Raw genomic sequence first — 17,316 nt, 5'->3', positions numbered from 1 at the left:
GGCGCTCGGTATCAGTACAGTGACGTTCATGTCTGCACATTCCGTCCCGACGGCCCTTCGCGAATTCATGGCGGAGCGGGAGTGGCGGCAGTTCCACACTCCTGAAAACTTGGCCAAGAGCATAGTCATAGAAGCTGCCGAGCTCCTTGAGTGCTTTCAGTGGTCCGCTGAAGGCGATCAAGAGGATGTGACCGGCGAGCTGGCAGACGTCCTGACCTACTGCCACCTACTGGCGATGCATTTCGGGCTCGACCCCGATCAGATTGTGCTTGACAAGCTTGAGGTGACGCGTGCGAAGTATCCGGTGGGCCTAGCACGGGGGCGGAGTGAGAAGTATGACCGGCTTTCGGATTGAGGAGTACGGTTCACCGCGGACCAACTCTCCGTGTGGGCGCCTCTCCAGCCTCAGTTCAGGAACTGGCCGGTGGTCTACACCTTGGATGGCGACGGGAAGATCTATGTCGGCGAGTCTCTCAACGTTGCCGGAAGGTTCCGTCAGCATCTTGACTCTGCCGACAAGCGCACCCTGAGGAGCGCCAGAGTCGTCGTGGACGAGACCTTCAACAAGTCAGTCTGCCTGGATCTCGAGTCTTATCTAATCCGCCTGTTTGCCGGGACGGGAAGTTCCACGTGCTCAACGGCAACCACGGGATCACCGACGCTGACTACTACGGTCGGCTCGAGTATCGGCGCACCTTTGAAGAGATCTTCGAAGAGTTGCGCCGCCGGGGTGCCTTTACTCGGCCCATCAAGGAAATTGAGAACACCGACCTCTTCAAGCTCTCTCCGTTCAAGGCGTTGACCCAGGACCAGGCGATCGCGGTCGACGATATTCTCAGCGGACTCTTCGAGGACCTTGAAGCCCGACAGCAGAGCAGGATCGTCATTCAAGGTGCTCCGGGCACGGGCAAGACGGTGGTCGGCATCTTCTTGATGAAGTTGCTGATGGACATCAAGTCTGCTGACGTCACTGCTCCACCGGACAGTGACTCCTTGCTGTCAGAGTTCTTTGTGGCGGGATACCCCGAACTCCTCGAGAACTTCCACGCCGCGCTGGTGGTGCCGCAGATTTCGCTGCGCAAATCCATCAAGAACGTGTTCAGAAAGACCCCGGGGCTTTCCCCCAAGCAGGTGCTGGGCCCCTTCGAGGTGGGCAATTCCAAGGAACGGTTCAGTCTTCTCATCGTGGATGAGGCCCACCGACTCAACCAGCGAGCGGCCCAGGCAGCTGGCCCGCTGAACCGGAAGTTCACTGAGATCAATGCACGGCTCTTCGGACAGGACGACGTCACATTGACGCAATTGGACTGGATCGAGCGGTCAGCGACCATCAGATCTACCTGCTCGACAAGGACCAAGCGGTGCGACCCGCGGACCTTTCTGAGACGACTGCGGTGGCACTCGTGTCGGACGTACGTTCTCGAGGCCGCCTCTACCCGCTCAGCTCACAGATGCGAGTCAAAGCGGGTGATGACTATGTAGGATACGTCCGCGACGTGCTCGCTGGTACCGCTGACGTCCCGCGTCCGTTTGAGGGCTATGACCTGCGGTTCTTCGACGATGTGGCGCAGATGCAGCAGACGATCCTTGACCGTGAGGCGGAGCATGGTCTCGCTCGCCTGCTGGCCGGATTCGCTTGGCGCTGGACGGGCAAGCATGACCCCGATGCCCGGGACGTGACCGTCGACGGTCTGGCGTTGCAGTGGAACACCACCGACGTGGATTGGGTCAACTCGCCGACATCGATCCACGAGGTGGGCTCCATCCACACCATCCAGGGCTACGACCTCAACTACGCGGGCGTCATCATCGGCAGAGATCTCCGCTTCGACCCCTCCTCGGGACGGATCATCTTTGATCGACGCCACTACCACGATCCGCGGGGTGCCACGAACAACCGGATGCTTGGCATTACCTACTCCGACGACGACATTCTCAGGTTTGTCCGCAACATCTATGCCGTTCTCCTGACGCGCGGTATGCGCGGTACCTACGTCTACGTATGCGACCCGGCCCTCCGCGAGCACTTGCGTCCGTGGTTCTCCGCGATAAGTGCCGACTAGCGGCGCGCGAGCGGCCGCCAGCAGAAATGCGGAGTGGCGCGACCTGGTCGTAGTTCGCGAAGCCGGGCGGTTCTCCTTGGCGGCATGGGCTTCCCGCTCAACCGCAACCGAGTGAACGTCGCGGTGTCGAGGGCGCAGTGGAAGGCGATCGTGCTCCGGTCCGGCGCGTTGACCTCGTGCATGCCGAGCACCGCGACGGGGGTGGCGGAGCTGGGAGCTTTCGTCGCTCTGTGCCGCAGCTGACCTGGCGACCGACAGGGCGAGAGGCACGAGCGGTGAGTACTGCGCCGTCACCCGTTCGTCATGTGTGACGCGCAACACTCGAGGGAAGGGTGAAGGTGGTCCACCCGCTCACCTGAAGAGGACTCGATCACCGTGGAAGCGCACCACCCTGCCGGCGCCGGGATCGACCAGCAGCTGGCCGACGAGGCGATCGCTTTGGTCCGCCGCTGGTTGGAGGCCAGCCGCGACGAGCCGGTCGACGCCGCTGCACAACGCCTCGCCGGAGTTCTGAAGGACCCCCACGGGCTCGCCTTCACCGTCGGCTTCGTCGACGGCGTGATCCGACCGGAGGACCCGGAGGCCGCGGCCCGCCACCTGGCGACGCTGACGCCCCTGGTGCCGCAGTTCCTGCCGCTGCCGCTGCGTACGGCCGTGCTCACCGGAGCTGTCGTCGGCCGCGTCGCGCCCTGGCTCGTCGTGCCTGCCGCCCGCCTCGCGCTGCGCCGCATGGTCCGCCACCTCGTCATCGACGCCAGCGACCGTCGACTCGGGCCGGCCATCGCGCGGATCCGCGAGGAGCAGGAAGGCGTCCGCCTCAATGTCAACCTCCTGGGCGAGGCGATCCTCGGGCAGGAGGAGGCAGCACGCCGGATGGAGGGCACCCGCCGTCTGCTGGCCCGAGACGACGTCGACTACGTCTCGATCAAGGTCTCCTCGACCGTCGCCCCGCACAGCCCGTGGTCCTTCGACCGGGCGGTGGCCGACGCGGTGGAGGCGCTGCTGCCGCTCTACCGGGAGGCGAAGGCCGCACCCCAGGGCGCGAAGTTCATCAACCTCGACATGGAGGAGTACAAGGACCTCGACCTCACCCTGGCCGTCTTCACGAACCTGCTCGACCGCCCCGAGCTCCGCGACCTCGAGGCGGGCATCGTGCTGCAGGCCTACCTGCCGGACGCGCTCGGTGCCATGACCGAGCTGCAGCGCTGGGCCGCCGCCCGGGTCCCCGCCGGCGGAGCGCCCATCAAGGTGCGGGTGGTCAAGGGCCGAACCTGCCGATGGAGCAGGTCGACGCCGAGCTCCACGGCTGGCCGCTCGCCACGTGGGGCAGCAAGGAGGAGACCGACGCCTCCTACAAGGCGGTCCTCGACTACGCCCTGCGGCCCGAGCACACCCGAGCGGTACGGGTCGGCGTCGCCGGCCACAACCTCTTCGACGTCGCCCTGGCCTGGTTGCTGGCGCAGCGACGGGGCTGCTCCGACGACATCGACATCGAGATGCTGCTGGGCATGGCCACCGCCCAGGCCGCCGCGGTCCGCAAGGACGTCGGCTCCCTGCTGCTCTACACGCCGGTCGTCCACCCACGGGAGTTCGACGTCGCCATCGCCTACCTGGTCCGGCGCCTGGAGGAGGGCGCGTCGCAGCAGAACTTCATGTCGGCCGTCTTCGACCTCGACCAGTCCGAGGAGCTCTTCGCCCGCGAGCGGGACCGATTCCTCGCCTCCCTGGCGATCGTCCCGTCGTCCCCTCCCGCACCGCACCGGGTCCAGGACCGTACGCAGCCGCCGTCGCCGGCTCCGCGCGACCACTTCGAGAACACGCCCGACACCGACACCTCGGTCGCCGCCAACCGCGAGTGGGGCGCGCGGATCCGCGACCGGATGCCGACCTCCGAGCTGGGCAACCGGACCGCCGAGGAGGGCGTCGTCCACGACGCCGCCGAGCTGGACGAGGTCCTCGCGCGTGCCGTCGAAGCGGGTCAGGTCTGGCGCGACCTGGGCGCCGATCGGCGGGCCGAGATCCTGCACGCCGCCGGTGACGCCCTCCAGGCGCGTCGGGCCGAGCTCCTCGAGGTCATGGGCTCGGAGTGCGGCAAGGTGCTCGAGCAGGGCGACCCCGAGGTCAGCGAGGCCGTCGACTTCGCCCACTACTACGCCGAGCAGGGCCGCCACCTCGAGACGGTGGAGGGGGCCGCGTACGAGCCCGCACGCCTGACCGTCGTCACCCCGCCGTGGAACTTCCCGGTCGCGATCCCCGCCGGGTCGACGCTGGCCGCGCTGGCCTCCGGCTCACCCGTGGTGATCAAGCCCGCCGCGTCGGCGAGGCGGAGCGGCGCCGTCATGGTCGAGGCGCTGTGGGCCGCGCTGGACGACGCCGGGGTCACCCGCGACGTGCTCCGCTACGTCCAGGTCAGCGAGCGCGACCTGGGGTCGCAGCTCATCTCCCACCCGTCGGTCGAACGAGTGATCCTGACCGGGGCGTACGAGACCGCTGAGCTCTTCCGCTCGATGCGGCCCGACCTGCCCCTGCTCGCCGAGACCAGTGGCAAGAACGCCGTCATCGTGACGCCCAGCGCTGACCTCGACCTGGCCGCCAAGGACGTCGCCTACTCGGCCTTCGGCCACGCCGGCCAGAAGTGCTCGGCGGCGTCGCTGGTGATCCTCGTCGGCTCGGTGGCCACGTCGAAGCGCTTCCGCAGCCAGCTCGTCGACGCGGTCACCTCGTACCGCGTCGGGCGCCCGTGGGACGAGACGGCCCAGGTCGGCCCGCTCATCGGCCCTGCGGAGGGCAAGCTGCTGCGCGCCCTCACCACGCTCGGGCCGGGGGAGCGGTGGGTCATTGAGCCCGAGCAGCTCGACGACGCGGGCGACTGTGGCGGCCGGGGGTGCGCGAGGGCGTCCGGCCCGGCTCGGAGTTCCACCGGGTCGAGTACTTCGGACCCGTCCTCGGGATCATGACCGCCGAGACGCTGGACGAGGCGATCGACCTGGTCAACGCCGTGGACTTCGGGCTCACCTCCGGGCTCCACTCGCTGGACGACGACGAGATCTCGACCTGGCTGCGGCGGGTCGAGGCCGGCAACCTCTACGTCAACCGCGGCACCACCGGGGCGATCGTGCAGCGCCAGCCCTTCGGAGGCTGGAAGCGTTCCTCGGTCGGCACGGGCGCCAAGGCCGGGGGGCCGAACTACCTGCTCGGCCTCGGCTCGTGGACCGACCGGCCGGTCACCGGACCCGAACCCACCGACCGGGTCGGACGCCCCGCGCTGGACGCCGCGCGTACGGCCGGGGTCGGCGACGCCGACCTGCAGTGGCTCAGCGGTGCCCTGCACAACGACGCCCTCGCGTGGGCCGAGGAGTTCGGCGTCGTCCGGGACCGCTCCGGACTCACCGCCGAGCACAACGCGCTGCGCTACCACCCCGTCCCGGTGACGCTGCGTCACGAGGGCGAGCGGGTGGTCGAGCTCGTACGCCTGCTGGCGGCCGGGGCGCGCGCAGGCTCGGCGATGACGCTGAGCACTGCGACCGTGCTGCCGGAGCCCGTCCAGCAGCTCGCGGCCTCCTACGGTGCCGAGCTGCGCCACGAAGACACCGAGGCATGGCACCGCCACGCCCGGGAACTGGCCCGCGACGGAGCGCGCGTCCGCCTCGTCGGCGGCTCGGCCCAGGCTCTCGCCGAGGCCACCGACGGCTCGCCCGCCTTGGCCGTGCACGCCGGCGACGTGGTCAGCGCGGGTCGGGTCGAGCTGCTCACCTTCCTGCGGGAGCAGGCCGTCTCCGTCACCGCCCACCGCTTCGGCACACCTCGCACCCACCCGATCCCACCCGCAGTCCCGGACCCGGCATGACAGCGGCCGGGTCCCTTCCCCCGACGTGCCCCATGCAGCCAACCGAGGCCCCCATGAGTGACCAGGCGTTCGAGATCACCGCCCTCGTCATCTACTTCGCGGCGATGATCGGCATCGGCTACTACGCCTACACCCAGACCTCCGACCACGAGGGCTACATGCTGGCCGGGCGGCAGCTGCCGCCGTGGACCGCGGCGCTCAGCGCCGGCGCCTCCGACATGTCCGGATGGCTGATGATGGGGCTCCCGGGGGCCATCTTCGTCGCCGGCCTCATCGAGGCCTGGATCGCGATCGGCCTCACCGCCGGCGCCTGGCTCAACTGGAAGTTCGTGGCTCCGCGCCTGAGGGCCTACACCGAGGTCGCCCGGAACTCGATCACGATCCCGAGCTTCTTCGAGAACAGGCTGCACGACCGGACGCGTGCCCTGCGGATCGCCTCAGGCGGCATCGTGCTCGTCTTCTTCACCTTCTACGTCTCGTCGATGATGGTGGCCGGTGGCGAGTTCTTCCGCCTCGCCTTCGGGACCCCCTACGTCGCCGGGATGGTGATCGTGGTCGGGGTGACCCTCGCCTACACCCTCTTCGGTGGCTTCCTCGGGGCGTCGCTGACCGACGTCGTGCAGGGCACGATGATGCTGATCGCCCTCCTGGTCATCCCGGTGATCGCCGTCTCCACCCTGGGTGGTCCCGGCGACACGACCGCGGAGATCCGGGCGGTCGACCCGGACCGGCTCTCCTTCCTCGCCGGGAGCACCCTCGACGCAGCCACCTTCGTCGGCATCGTCTCGGCGGCGGCCTGGGGGCTCGGCTACTTCGGCCAGCCGCACATCATCGTCCGGTTCATGGCGATGCGTGACGCGGCGTCGGCGACCAGCGCCCGGCGCATCGGGATCAGCTGGATGGCGCTCACCCTGGTCGGGGCGGTCGCCTGCGGCCTGATCGGCGTCGCCTTCTTCACCGGCGCCGGTGACTCCCTCGACAACCCCGAGCTCGTGGTGCTGACGATGGCCCAGGAGCTGCTGCACCCACTGGTTGTCGGGCTCGTCTTCGCAGCCGTGCTCGCCGCGATCATGAGCACCGTCTCCAGCCAGCTGATCGTCTGCTCGTCCGCGTTCGTGGAGGACCTCTTCAAGGTCTTCCGGCCCGAGACCTCGCAACGCACGCTGCTGGTGCTGGGCCGAACCTGCGTGCTCGTCATCGCGCTCGTCGCCGGCCTGCTCGCCGTCAGGCCCTCGGGCACCATCCTCGAGCTGGTCGCCTTCGCCTGGGCCGGCTTCGGCGCCTCCTTCGGCCCGGCAGTGCTGCTCTGCCTCTTCTGGCGAGGCCTCACCAACTGGGGTGCGCTCGCAGGCATGGTCGCCGGCGCGGTCACCGTCTTCGTGTGGAGCTGGTTCGGTCCGCAGGTCTACGGCGTGACCCTCTACGAGATCATCCCCGGTTTCGCCGTCAACCTGTTGGTCTCCGTGGTCGTCAGCAAGCTCACCCACCAGCCCGACGACGAGGTGGAGCGTGAGTTCGACGAGGCCGTCGAGCTGGCGATGGTGAAGAGGGCGAGGGCGAGCTGACGCGGCGCTCAGACCTGCTGCTGGCTCATCCCCATGCGTGCGAGCACCACGTTCTCCACGACCTGCACGAGGTTGTAGAGCACCAGCGTGATCACGGTGATGATCGCGACCTCGGCCCACAGGTCGTCGAAGCGGGCAGCAGCGCTGTACCTCTAGATCGACCGCCGATGCCCTGACACCTTTGATACCTGTCAGTCGCAGGACACTTCAACGAGACCAGGTTTCGCCATGGATACCTCGCCGCCCGGCCAGTCCGTCGAGACGCACGACGAGCTGCGCATCGCCGCGCCCCACCGCGAGCTGCTCGACTGGGCCCGCACCCACATGTCGGCCATCGAGGAGGCCCGTTGGGCGTACGACGTGGCGCTGGACGGCGACGTCTGACCTCCGCACCGTCTTCTGTGTGCGCGAAACCGTCGTACGAGCGGCGTGTGCGCCCGATTCGTGCCCACACAGGTGGGCCACCGTGGTGCCAGCGCATGCAGAAGGGCCCCTCGCCTGCGATGACAGGTGAGGGGCCCTTCAGGCGTACGACGTGGATCAGATGTCGTGGTACTGACTGACTGACCCATGCTGACCTGCGCATCGTGAGACCCGTCGCTGGGACGCAATGCTGTCAGGAAGGCGTATAGCGATCCGTAGTGCAGCTGCATTCCGGCGGCGCAGATCGCGCTCCCGGCAATCGCCCCGGGCCACCCGGGTACGAGTAGGTAGACGAGCATCGCGATGGCTCGGAGCAACTGTCCGGTGCCGATCACCCTGCGAGGGCCAACTCGGTCGACCAGCGTCCCGGCGAGCACGGGGAACAGCAGTCCCGACGCCTGCCCCGATGTCCAATGCGAGGCCCGCGTCCGCAACCGAGAATCCGCGAACTGGGATGAGGAAAAGAGCCGCAACGGGGAGGTACATTCCCGCGCCAGCGCTGTCGAGGGCGACGAGCGCCCTGCCATCGGGTGTTCTTGTTCGCTCGGACAGGTGTACCGACGCGCCCCGCGACGCCTGACGACTCAGGAGCGCACTTCCTGGGTTCGTGTGCCTCGGCGGCTGGCTTCGAGGGCTGAGGTGAGCGTTCGAGCGTCGTAGCTACCCAGCAGCCGTCGGCCGTCTACGAAGAACGTCGGGGTGGCGTGCGCCCCGCTTGCATCGGCGCTTTCGAGATCCCGCTCCACCCGGGCACGTACGGCGGCACTGTCGAGGTCAGCCGTGAACTGGGCGACATCCAGGCCCAGCTCTTCGGCGTAGCGGATCAGATCTTCGCGCTCGAGCGCATCTTGCCGCGTGAAGACGAAGTCCAGCCACGGCCAGAACATCCCCTGATTCGATGCCGCCTCCGACGCTCGTGCGGCTATGGGGCCGTGAGGGTGATGTGGCAGCTGGCGAACGACATACCGGAGATCATCCCCGAACCGGCTGCGAAGGTCCTCCCAGGAACCCGTTGCGTGCGCGCAATAGTGGCATTCGAAGTCGATGTACTCGACGAGCGTGAGCTGGGCGTCCTCTGGTCCGCGGATGTGGTCGACTTCAGGATCAACGGGTGGTGTGAGCACCATCGGCAGATCTGCCGTCTCCTCTCCCAAGCGTTTCGCAGCAACCCGGAAAATAAGCCAACCAAGCGCGGTAGCGAGCACCATCGCGACCAACACGCCGACGGTCGCTTGCCGACCCAGGTCGGACGTCGAGCCGAACGCGAGGCCGATCACCAGGAGCGACACGGTGAACCCGATCCCCGACAGTGCCGCGCCGCCAAACACGCTGCCCATCCCGACACCCTCGGGTAGCCGACCGGCTCCAAGCTTCACAGCGACGAAGGTGGCGAGACCGATGCCGAGAAGTTTGCCGAGCACGAGACCCACGATGACTCCCCACGTCACGGAGGACTGGAAGGAATCGACGAGCACGCCGCCGCGCAGGTCGACGCCAGCGTTCGCGAGCGCGAAGATCGGGACGATGACGAGCGCGGTCGGCATGCGCAAGACCTCGTGCATGCGTTCATTTACCGAAATACCTCGCGCCAAGCCTCGATCGACTGCGCGGGCCGATGCCGCGCTCGGCGACTGCCAGAAGTCGCGGAACAGCTGACGAGCCGCGACCACCTTGTGCCGACGTGTCGGGTAGGCGGGGATAAGGAGTCCTGCGACCATGCCCGCGAGGGAGGCGTGGACTCCGGAATCAACGGTCGCGAACCAGAGCACAATGACAAGCAGCACGTACGGTGTGGCGCTCCATTGCCGCGAACGACCCAGAAGCCACAACCCGGCGAGGCAAGCAACTGCGATCAGCAGCGGAATGAGCCGGATCTCGTCGCTGTAGACAATGCCGATGATGGAGACGGCGAGGAAGTCATCGACAACGGTGAGGGTGAGTAGGAACACCCGCAACTGGCCGGAGAGTTTCGGGCCGAAGAGTGCGAGGGCACCCAACAGGAACGCGGTGTCGGTACCGACCACCGCGCCCCATCCACCGAGCCCGTCGCCGCCCGCGGCGGCCACGATCAAGATGTAGAAAACTGCGGGCAGTGCCACGCCAGCGACGCCAGCGATCAACGCGAGACGCGCGCGGCTGGCGTCTCGGAGCGACCCATGCGCGAACTCCTGTCGCACCTCGAGGCCAACGACGAAGAAGAAGACCACCATGAGGCCGTCGTTGATCCAGTGGTGCAGGTTCATGTGCAGGCCGAACCCGCTGACACTGAACCCGATCTCGACATCCCACAGCCCGAAATAGGACTCGGAGAGTGGCGAGTTCGCCCAGAGCAAGGCGACCACTGCGACGACGACCAAGAGCACAGCCGCACCCGACTCCGTGCGAATCGTTCGCCAACTAGTGCGCCGTTCCATCTGCCCACTCGTCATGCGCGAAGCATATCGGGACCCAAGGGCAGCGCCGGCGACGAGACTTGTCGACCGTGCAGCGCGCAAGGCGGAATGGAGAAGAAGCGGGTCATGGAATCGACACCAGAGCGGTGCGGTCAGTCCGTCAGTCCGAGCAACTCGGCGATCTTGGCCATCGCTGCCCACTCCGACTCGTGGTCGGCGCGGATCTCAACGACCATCCGGACCGCCCGCTCACGCAGCTCGGCCGGGTACCTCTTCGACGTACTCCCTGACATGACTCCATCCTTCCCAAGGAACGGGGTCTCCGGACTTGCCGGGGCGGTTCACTCGGCACGACGGTTGCCGTCGTGGAGCGCCTGGTGGAGGACGGGACGCTCGATTCAGACGAACGCGTCCACGACGGTCGGTGCATGGTCACTCGCGAAAGCCTCGCCGCGGCGCAGGGCACCCACCGGACAGTGCGAAGCAACTACTCGGCTCTTCCCAGATGAGGGTGTAGGTCGGCCGGGCGCGTCGGTCCGCAGGTAGACGCCGAGGTCTCCCGACGATGGAGGTTCCTACGCCATCCATCCAAAAGACCTCGACGTGACCGACGCTACCCCGCCGGCCGGCTTCGGCCGCCCCGGTCGCCTTCGCGTCTCATCCCAATCGACCCTGATCGAGTCTGCTGACCCCCTCGACGAGAACGCAGCGACATCACAGCCACCCAACCCCGACCGTCCGGGAAGCCGGGACACGTCACATGGCCTGTGCTGCGGGCGTGTCGAGTGGGTCGTCCAGGAGCGATGCAGAAGCGTCGACTCGACGTGCTGAGAGGTGGTTCCAGTCGAGCACTAGGACACCGGCTACAGGCATGGCGATAGGTCAGGAACGGCGTCGCTCCCTGCGCAGGAGGGAGCGCAGAGTCTCGGCGTTCGCGTAGCCGACCCGTAGCGCGATCTCGGCGGAGGTGAGGTCCGTGGTTGCTGAGAGGTGCCGAGCTCGTTCGATGCGAAGCCGTTGGACGAAGCCGAGCGGAGTGAGGTTGAGCGCCGCACGGACTCGTCGTTCGAGGGTGCGCCGGCTGGTGCCGAGCGACTGCGCGACGAAGGCGACGTTGAACGGTTCGTCCAGGCGGGCGCGCACGAAGCGTTCGAACTCGACGACGATCGGGTCCTCGTGCCGGAGATGTTCGTAGGCGACGAAGGCCGCCTGCGACGGACGCTCGTCAATGATGAGGAGCTTGGCGACATGTTGGGCCAGGTCGGGGCTGATCGATCGCACGAGTGAGAGCGCGAGGTCAATGTGGGCGAACGCGGCGCCGGCGGTGACGAGGTTCCCGTCGACCACGACCATGGTGTCGAGATCGAGGGCGACGGTCGGATAGCGCTTCAGGAACTCCGGCCCCAGGAACCAGCTGGTCGTCGCCCGCCGATGATGCATCCGTCCGGTCTCGGCGACAGCGAACACGCCGGTGCACGCCGCGGCGATCCGGGTGGTCGCCTCGTCGAGGCGCCCGAGCGAGGCGATGACCGAACGAACATCTCGGCTCTGGAGGGCGTCGTGGGTAGCGGCGGCCGTGAGGGTTCCAAGCGCAGGGACGACGACCACGTCGAACTCTGCGGACTCCGACAGCGGGTGGTCCACCGACAGGGTCATCGATGCCGTCGTGGTCACTCTCCGTTTCGGTCCGAGGATGGCGAGTTCGATCGGCTCGATCCGCGGGTCGACATCGCCGCGGGCTCCGTCGGCCACCCGCACGATGTCGATGAGCGACGCGACAGCCGAACCGAAGCAGCCGTCGATCGCGATCAGTCCGATACGCATGGCGCGAACAATAGCAATACTGCCGTATACGCCACTTCTCACATGCCCTTGCTCGTCATAGGCTCAACTCGCTTCACCAAGAAACCTCGACACCCAGGAGAACCCCTCATGTCTGCACCCGCATCACTTCCGTATGCCTTCGTCGCCAAGATCGTCGCGGCCGATGGACAGCACGACGCGCTCGCCGATCTGCTCGCCGGCGCTGTCGCGCTCGCCAACGAAGAAGTAGGAACGATTGTCTGGTTCGCGGTCAGGACCCACGCCGACACCTTCTGGATCTTCGATGCATTCCCCGACGAGGCCGCTCGCGACGCCCACGCCAACGGCGCCATCGTCGCAGCCCTGATGGCCAACCAGCACCTCCTCAGCGCAGCACCCGAGATCCTGCCGGCCGACGTCCTCGCGTCCAAGCTCCCGTAGTCCGCCAACGCACGAGACGATCGCGCCCCGCCGAGCCGTCGCCAGGTCGCGACGCAACGCCACGCTGCGTTGCCACACGGGCCCGTCACCGGGCCCGCTGCGTTGCCACACGGGCCCGTCACCGGGCCCGCTGCGTTGCCACACGGGCCCGTCACCGGGCCCGCTGCGTTGCCACACGGGCCCGTCACCGGGCAGCGTGGGCAGCGTGGGCAGCGAGAGCGACGAGCCAGGCACCAGGACCGACACTCGCCAGCACCGTTCCCGCGGTCAAGGAAACAAGTAGCCGCTGTTAGTACGGCACAGCGTGGCCGCTCATGCCGCTGAATGCGCGGTCCTGCCGATGTGCGGTCGCGCCGCTGCGACGACGTTGCCTTGAGCGTGAACTACGTGCCCATTGTCGCTCCGTTCCCAGGCGGACGCGTCGTCTGGACTGGTCTTGCGACACGCAGCACGCTCGGCGCGAACTCGAGGTCGGGTTACGCCAACTGAGGTTCGCTGATCGGGCGGCGTCCCCGGGGCAGGGGCGTCCGCGCGGGGTCTTCCCGGTTGCGGGCGCCGCTCCCCGGTCTCAATCTTCCCGTGTCCATCACCCACCTATGTGAATCCTCGTTCCCTGAGATGGGAGAGCCAACCTGGCAGCCCTCGTGGTCTGGGAGCCTGGACAGCTCAATCGGATGACGTGACGCCCCGGATGTTCGCACCGGGCGGTTGCCTTGCAGTCCGCTGACGCAACCACCTAGTGGTGCCAGCAGCCATGCCCCGCGACTTGGGCGTCTGGTGCACGGGGACCACGATCAGCGAAGCCTCACCCTCCAGGGACCACTTGATGGCGTGATAGACCGCTGACAGCGATTCGGTGCTGTCCACGGCGACCAGCCCGGGCGCCACAAGCCGAGCCTCGTGCCACGCCCCTCCAGGTCAGGCAGGTTCTCCGAGGTCCAAGCGAGATACACAGTCATGCCTTCATCTTTCATGACATCTACGGATTCTTCTTGGCGTGATGCCTCCGAACCCGCGCGGCAGCCTGACGGCACACCGGCCGCCCGCACCCAGCTCATGTCCGCTCGAGCCGCCGCGAGAGGTAGGGCGCGGTCGCGCTGCCCTCGGCCCTCGCGATGTCGGCCGGCGTGCCGGTCGCGACGACCCGACCGCCGGCGTCTCCTCCGCCCGGGCCGAGGTCGATGACCCAGTCGGCTGTGGCGATCGCGTCGAGGTTGTGCTCGACGAGAACCACCGTGTTGCCGGCGTCGACTAGCCGGTGCAGCTGACGCAGCAGGAGCGCGGTGTCGGCGGGGTGCAGTCCTGAGGTGGGTTCGTCGAGCAGGTAGAGCGTATGGCCTCGGTGCGCGCGCTGGAGCTCGGTAGCGAGCTTGATGCGTTGTGCCTCACCGCCGCTCAGCTCGGTCGCAGGCTGTCCCAGTCGCAGATAGCCCAAGCCCACCTCGCGCAGCGACCGAAGGCTGCGTACGGCGGCCGGCACGTCGGCGAGGAACGTCGCGGCATCGTCGACGGTCAGTGCGAGGACCTCCGCGATGTTCTTGTCGCGGTAGGTGATCTCGAGCGTCTCGGAGTTGTAGCGATCGCCGTGGCACGTCGGGCATGGTGCGTAGGTGCCAGGCAGGAAGAGCAGTTCGACGGAGACGAAACCCTCGCCCTGACAGGTCTCGCACCGGCCCGCGGGGACGTTGAAGGAGAAGCGGCCGGCGCCGTAGCCGCGGGCCCGGGCCGCGTCCGTGGCGGCGTACAGCTTCCGCACGGCGTCGAACATCCCCGTGTACGTCGCGAGGTTGGACCGCGGCGTCCGGCCGATCGGGCGCTGGTCGACTAGTACCAGTCGGTCGAACGACTCAAGGGCAGTCGGGTCCTCGGCCAGGACCTGGGTGACCAGGGTCGACTTGCCGGAGCCGGACACCCCGGTGACGGCGGTCAGGACGCAGAGCGGGATGTCGACGGACAGGTCGCGCAGGTTGTTCTTGTTTGCTCCGTCCAGCCGCAGCCAGCCCTGCGGGGGGCGCGCGTCGTGCACGAGCCGCTCGGCGCGACCGAACAGGTAGGCGCTGGTGGCCGACTCCGTGACATCCTCGAGGCCCGCGACAGGGCCGCTGTAGAGCACTCGGCCTCCGGCCTCGCCCGCACCGGGGCCGATGTCGACGACCCAGTCTGCTCGTCGTACGACGTCGAGGTCGTGCTCCACGACGAACAGTGTGTTGCCGGACGCCTTGAGGCGGTCCAGGACATCCAGCAGCGGCTCCGCGTCGGCCGGGTGCAGGCCGGCGGAAGGCTCATCGAGGACGTAGACGACTCCGAACAGACCCGAACGCAGCTGGGTGGCGATCCGCAGGCGCTGCGCCTCTCCGGGCGACAGCGTCGTCGAGTTCCGTCCCAGGCTGAGGTAACCCAGGCCCAGATCGAGTAGCACCTCGACGCGGGCGACCAGGTCAGTGCAGATCCGCGCCGCGACCTCGTCGGCACCCGCGGGCCGCTCAGCGACCGGACGCAGCAGAGCCACCAGCGCTGTGAAGGGTAGGTCGTTGACCTCGGCGATCGAACACCCGCGGAAGGTCACCGCGAGGGCCTCGGGCCGCAGTCCACTGCCCTGGCAGTCCGGGCAGGGCGCTTCCTCCACGAACCGCCCGGCTCGCTCGCGCATCCGCTCGCTCGTGGAGTCGGCCAGCACGTGCATGACGTGCTTGCGCGCGCTCCAGAACTTCCCGTAGTAGCCGTGGTCGACGCGACCTGGTTCCGGCTCGATGAGCACCGAGGGCTGCTCGTCGGTGAACAGCAGCCAGTCGCGGTCCCGCTTCCTGAGACTGTGCCACGGCTTGTCGACGTCGATGCCGAGCCCCATCACGATGCTGCGCAGGTTGGCGCCCTGCCACGCGCCCGGCCAGGCGGCGATCGCCCCTTCACGAATGCTCAGTGACGGGTCCGGGACGAGCAGCTCCTCGGTGACGTCGTGGACGACGCCCAGGCCGTGGCAGCGCAGGCACGCGCCAGCGACGGTGTTGGGCGAGAAGGCCTCGGCCGCGAGGTGTTGGGCGCCGGCCGGGTAGTCGCCGGCCCGCGAGTAGAGGATCCGCAGCAGGTTGGACAGCGTGGTGATGGTGCCGACCGACGAGCGCGAGGTGGCCGCGCCCCGGCGCTGCTGAAGCGCGACCGCAGGCGGCAGGTCGGTGATCTCCTGGACGTGCGGGGCGCCGACCTGCTGCAGCAGCCGGCGCGCGTAGGGCGCGACCGACTCGAAGTAGCGGCGCTGCGCCTCGGCGTACAGCGTTCCGAAGGCCAGCGACGACTTCCCCGACCCAGAGATCCCGGTGAACGCCACCATCACGTTGCGAGGAATGTCCACGTCAATGTTGCGCAGGTTGTTCTCATTGGCACCGCGGACACGCACAAAGCCATCGGTCGCATCGGTGGTCACGTGCTGCCCCTGTCGGTCGCTCCCGGTTTGCTCTACAACAAAGTATCGCGTTCCCCGAAGAGTGCTTGAGACTCCCACGGCGAAACGGGCCCGCCCTCCGAAGCCCACTGTGAGTTGGTGTACGCAAGCATCAAGGTCGGCGAGTGGGTGAGGAGCACCGTATGCGTGACGATGGTCTCGGCAATGCGGATGAGCAAGCAGCCGAAGACACAGCAGATCGGTCGGTCGGAACGCTGGAGTTGTTCTTCGACCTGGTCTTCGTCTACGCGATGTCGCAGGTCACTGTCCTGATGCTCGCGGACATCTCCTGGGCGGGGTTCGGCCGCGGGATTCTGGCGCTCGCTGCTGTGTGGTGGGCGTGGGCCTGCTACGCCTGGCTGACGAACACCTCCGACCACGACGGACCCGGGCCTCGCCTGCTGCTCTTTCTCGCGATGGCGGCCATGCTGATGGCCGCGGTCGCGCTGCCGCAGGCGTTCGGCGCGCGGGCGCTGGTCTTTGCGCTTGCATTCCTGGCGGTCCGACTGATCCACGTCGTGCTGCTGGCTCTTGACGTGCGGGGCGAGGCGGACGTGGGTTCGGCCGCGCTGCGACTAGTCCCCACCCTGCTCGCCGGCCCGGCAGTGCTGGTGGCCGCGGCGTTCTTCGACACACCAGAACGAGAGTTGCTGTGGATCGTCGCCGCGGTGATGGATCTGTCGGGGCCGGTCCTGGTCGGGACCACCGGTTGGAGCGTGACACCTGCCTACTTCGTGGAGCGGCACGGGCTGATCATCATCATCGCGCTGGGTGAGGCGATCGTCGGGGTAGGCGCTGGCGCCGAAGCCGATCTTCCGCGCCCGAGTGTGGTGACGGCCGTCCTCCTCGCCGTGCTGATCGCGGCCGGTCTGTGGTGGTCCTACTTCGGTTATCTGCGCGGCGGTGCCGAACGACGGCTGCGCGGCACCACTGATCGGGAGCGGTCAAGGCTTGCGCGCGACTCCTACAGCTACCTTCATCTGCCGCTCGTGGCCGGGGTGGTGTTCTTCGCTCTCGGGGTGCACGAAGCAGTCGCGGCACCGGGGGAACCACTCCACTTGTTGCCGGCCGTCGCCCTGGCCGGTGGCGTCGCGATGTTCTACGTCGGCGACGTCGCCTACCGATGGCGCGACCACCACCAGCTCGCCACCGGTCGCCTGGTGGCCGCAGTGGGGGCTGCTTCGCTGATCCCGGTCGCGGTGGTGGCGCCTGCTTCGGCGGCGCTCGCCGGGCTAACCCTCGTCTGCTTGCTGCACACCAGCTGGGAACTCTGGCACCACCCGGCGATCGGCCCGGTCGACGACTCCTGATCGTCCAGTGCCATCGCCGCGCAGACTCTCGC

At 67.7% G+C, this 17,316-nt stretch carries 10 protein-coding genes and 3 pseudogenes; 9 read left to right on the top strand and 4 right to left on the bottom strand.

Annotated features, from left to right (window positions below; all coding sequences use genetic code 11):
* Positions 1 to 28 precede the first annotated feature (28 nt).
* The 7 genes and pseudogenes from E2C04_RS10605 to E2C04_RS17755 all read left to right on the top strand — a co-directional run bounded on the left by E2C04_RS10605 (position 29) and on the right by E2C04_RS17755 (position 7,859).
* On the top strand, positions 29 to 355 hold the full coding sequence (locus E2C04_RS10605; protein WP_135832556.1) for a nucleotide pyrophosphohydrolase: 327 nt from the start codon (positions 29 to 31) through the stop codon (positions 353 to 355).
* A 30-nt stretch (positions 356 to 385) separates the two neighbouring features.
* Complete coding sequence (locus E2C04_RS22020) at positions 386 to 802, top strand: GIY-YIG nuclease family protein (RefSeq protein ID WP_420873079.1); 417 nt, start codon at positions 386 to 388, stop codon at positions 800 to 802.
* Positions 718 to 1,212, top strand: a pseudogene (locus E2C04_RS19870) (DEAD/DEAH box helicase family protein); the annotation flags it as partial. The gene E2C04_RS22020 and the pseudogene E2C04_RS19870, both read left to right, overlap by 85 nt.
* Before the next feature lie 149 nt (positions 1,213 to 1,361).
* Positions 1,362 to 2,063 (top strand): DNA/RNA helicase domain-containing protein, encoded by a 702-nt coding sequence (locus E2C04_RS18705; RefSeq protein ID WP_238694246.1) that lies wholly within the window; start codon positions 1,362 to 1,364, stop codon positions 2,061 to 2,063.
* A gap of 369 nt (positions 2,064 to 2,432) precedes the next feature.
* A pseudogene (locus E2C04_RS22015) lies at positions 2,433 to 5,910 on the top strand (bifunctional proline dehydrogenase/L-glutamate gamma-semialdehyde dehydrogenase).
* 53 nt (positions 5,911 to 5,963) lie between these two features.
* On the top strand, positions 5,964 to 7,475 hold the full coding sequence (gene putP, locus E2C04_RS10590; protein ID WP_135832555.1) for a sodium/proline symporter PutP: 1,512 nt from the start codon (positions 5,964 to 5,966) through the stop codon (positions 7,473 to 7,475).
* Between the two features lie 228 nt (positions 7,476 to 7,703).
* On the top strand, positions 7,704 to 7,859 hold the full coding sequence (locus E2C04_RS17755) for a hypothetical protein (protein ID WP_158630666.1): 156 nt from the start codon (positions 7,704 to 7,706) through the stop codon (positions 7,857 to 7,859).
* Positions 7,860 to 8,482: 623 nt separating this feature from the next.
* On the opposite strand, the gene nhaA is transcribed toward E2C04_RS17755, so the two are convergent.
* The 3 genes and pseudogenes from nhaA to E2C04_RS10565 all read right to left on the bottom strand — a co-directional run bounded on the left by nhaA (position 8,483) and on the right by E2C04_RS10565 (position 12,115).
* Positions 8,483 to 10,312, bottom strand: coding sequence for a Na+/H+ antiporter NhaA (gene nhaA / locus E2C04_RS10580; RefSeq protein ID WP_135833767.1), 1,830 nt, complete (start codon positions 10,310 to 10,312; stop codon positions 8,483 to 8,485).
* Positions 10,313 to 10,452: 140 nt separating this feature from the next.
* Positions 10,453 to 10,584, bottom strand: a pseudogene (locus E2C04_RS10575) (IS3-like element IS987 family transposase); the annotation flags it as partial.
* A gap of 589 nt (positions 10,585 to 11,173) precedes the next feature.
* Complete coding sequence (locus tag E2C04_RS10565) at positions 11,174 to 12,115, bottom strand: GlxA family transcriptional regulator (RefSeq protein WP_135832553.1); 942 nt, start codon at positions 12,113 to 12,115, stop codon at positions 11,174 to 11,176.
* Between the two features lie 108 nt (positions 12,116 to 12,223).
* On the opposite strand from E2C04_RS10565, the gene E2C04_RS10560 reads away from it, so the two are divergent.
* Positions 12,224 to 12,535, top strand: a complete 312-nt coding sequence (locus E2C04_RS10560) for a putative quinol monooxygenase (RefSeq protein ID WP_135832552.1) — start codon at positions 12,224 to 12,226, stop codon at positions 12,533 to 12,535.
* Between the two features lie 1,054 nt (positions 12,536 to 13,589).
* On the opposite strand, the gene E2C04_RS10555 is transcribed toward E2C04_RS10560, so the two are convergent.
* On the bottom strand, positions 13,590 to 16,064 hold the full coding sequence (locus E2C04_RS10555; RefSeq protein WP_238694244.1) for an ATP-binding cassette domain-containing protein: 2,475 nt from the start codon (positions 16,062 to 16,064) through the stop codon (positions 13,590 to 13,592).
* Between the two features lie 35 nt (positions 16,065 to 16,099).
* Here E2C04_RS10555 and E2C04_RS10550 point away from each other — a divergent pair, with 35 nt between their 5' ends.
* Positions 16,100 to 17,284, top strand: coding sequence for a low temperature requirement protein A (locus E2C04_RS10550; protein ID WP_202977747.1), 1,185 nt, complete (start codon positions 16,100 to 16,102; stop codon positions 17,282 to 17,284).
* The last annotated feature ends 32 nt before the right edge of the window (positions 17,285 to 17,316 follow it).

Origin of the sequence: Nocardioides daphniae, from assembly GCF_004777465.1 — a bacterium.
GTDB classification, from domain to species: domain Bacteria; phylum Actinomycetota; class Actinomycetes; order Propionibacteriales; family Nocardioidaceae; genus Nocardioides; species Nocardioides daphniae.
The sequence above is the reverse complement of the archived record's forward strand: the minus strand, read 5'-3'. Positions and strand labels throughout refer to the sequence as shown.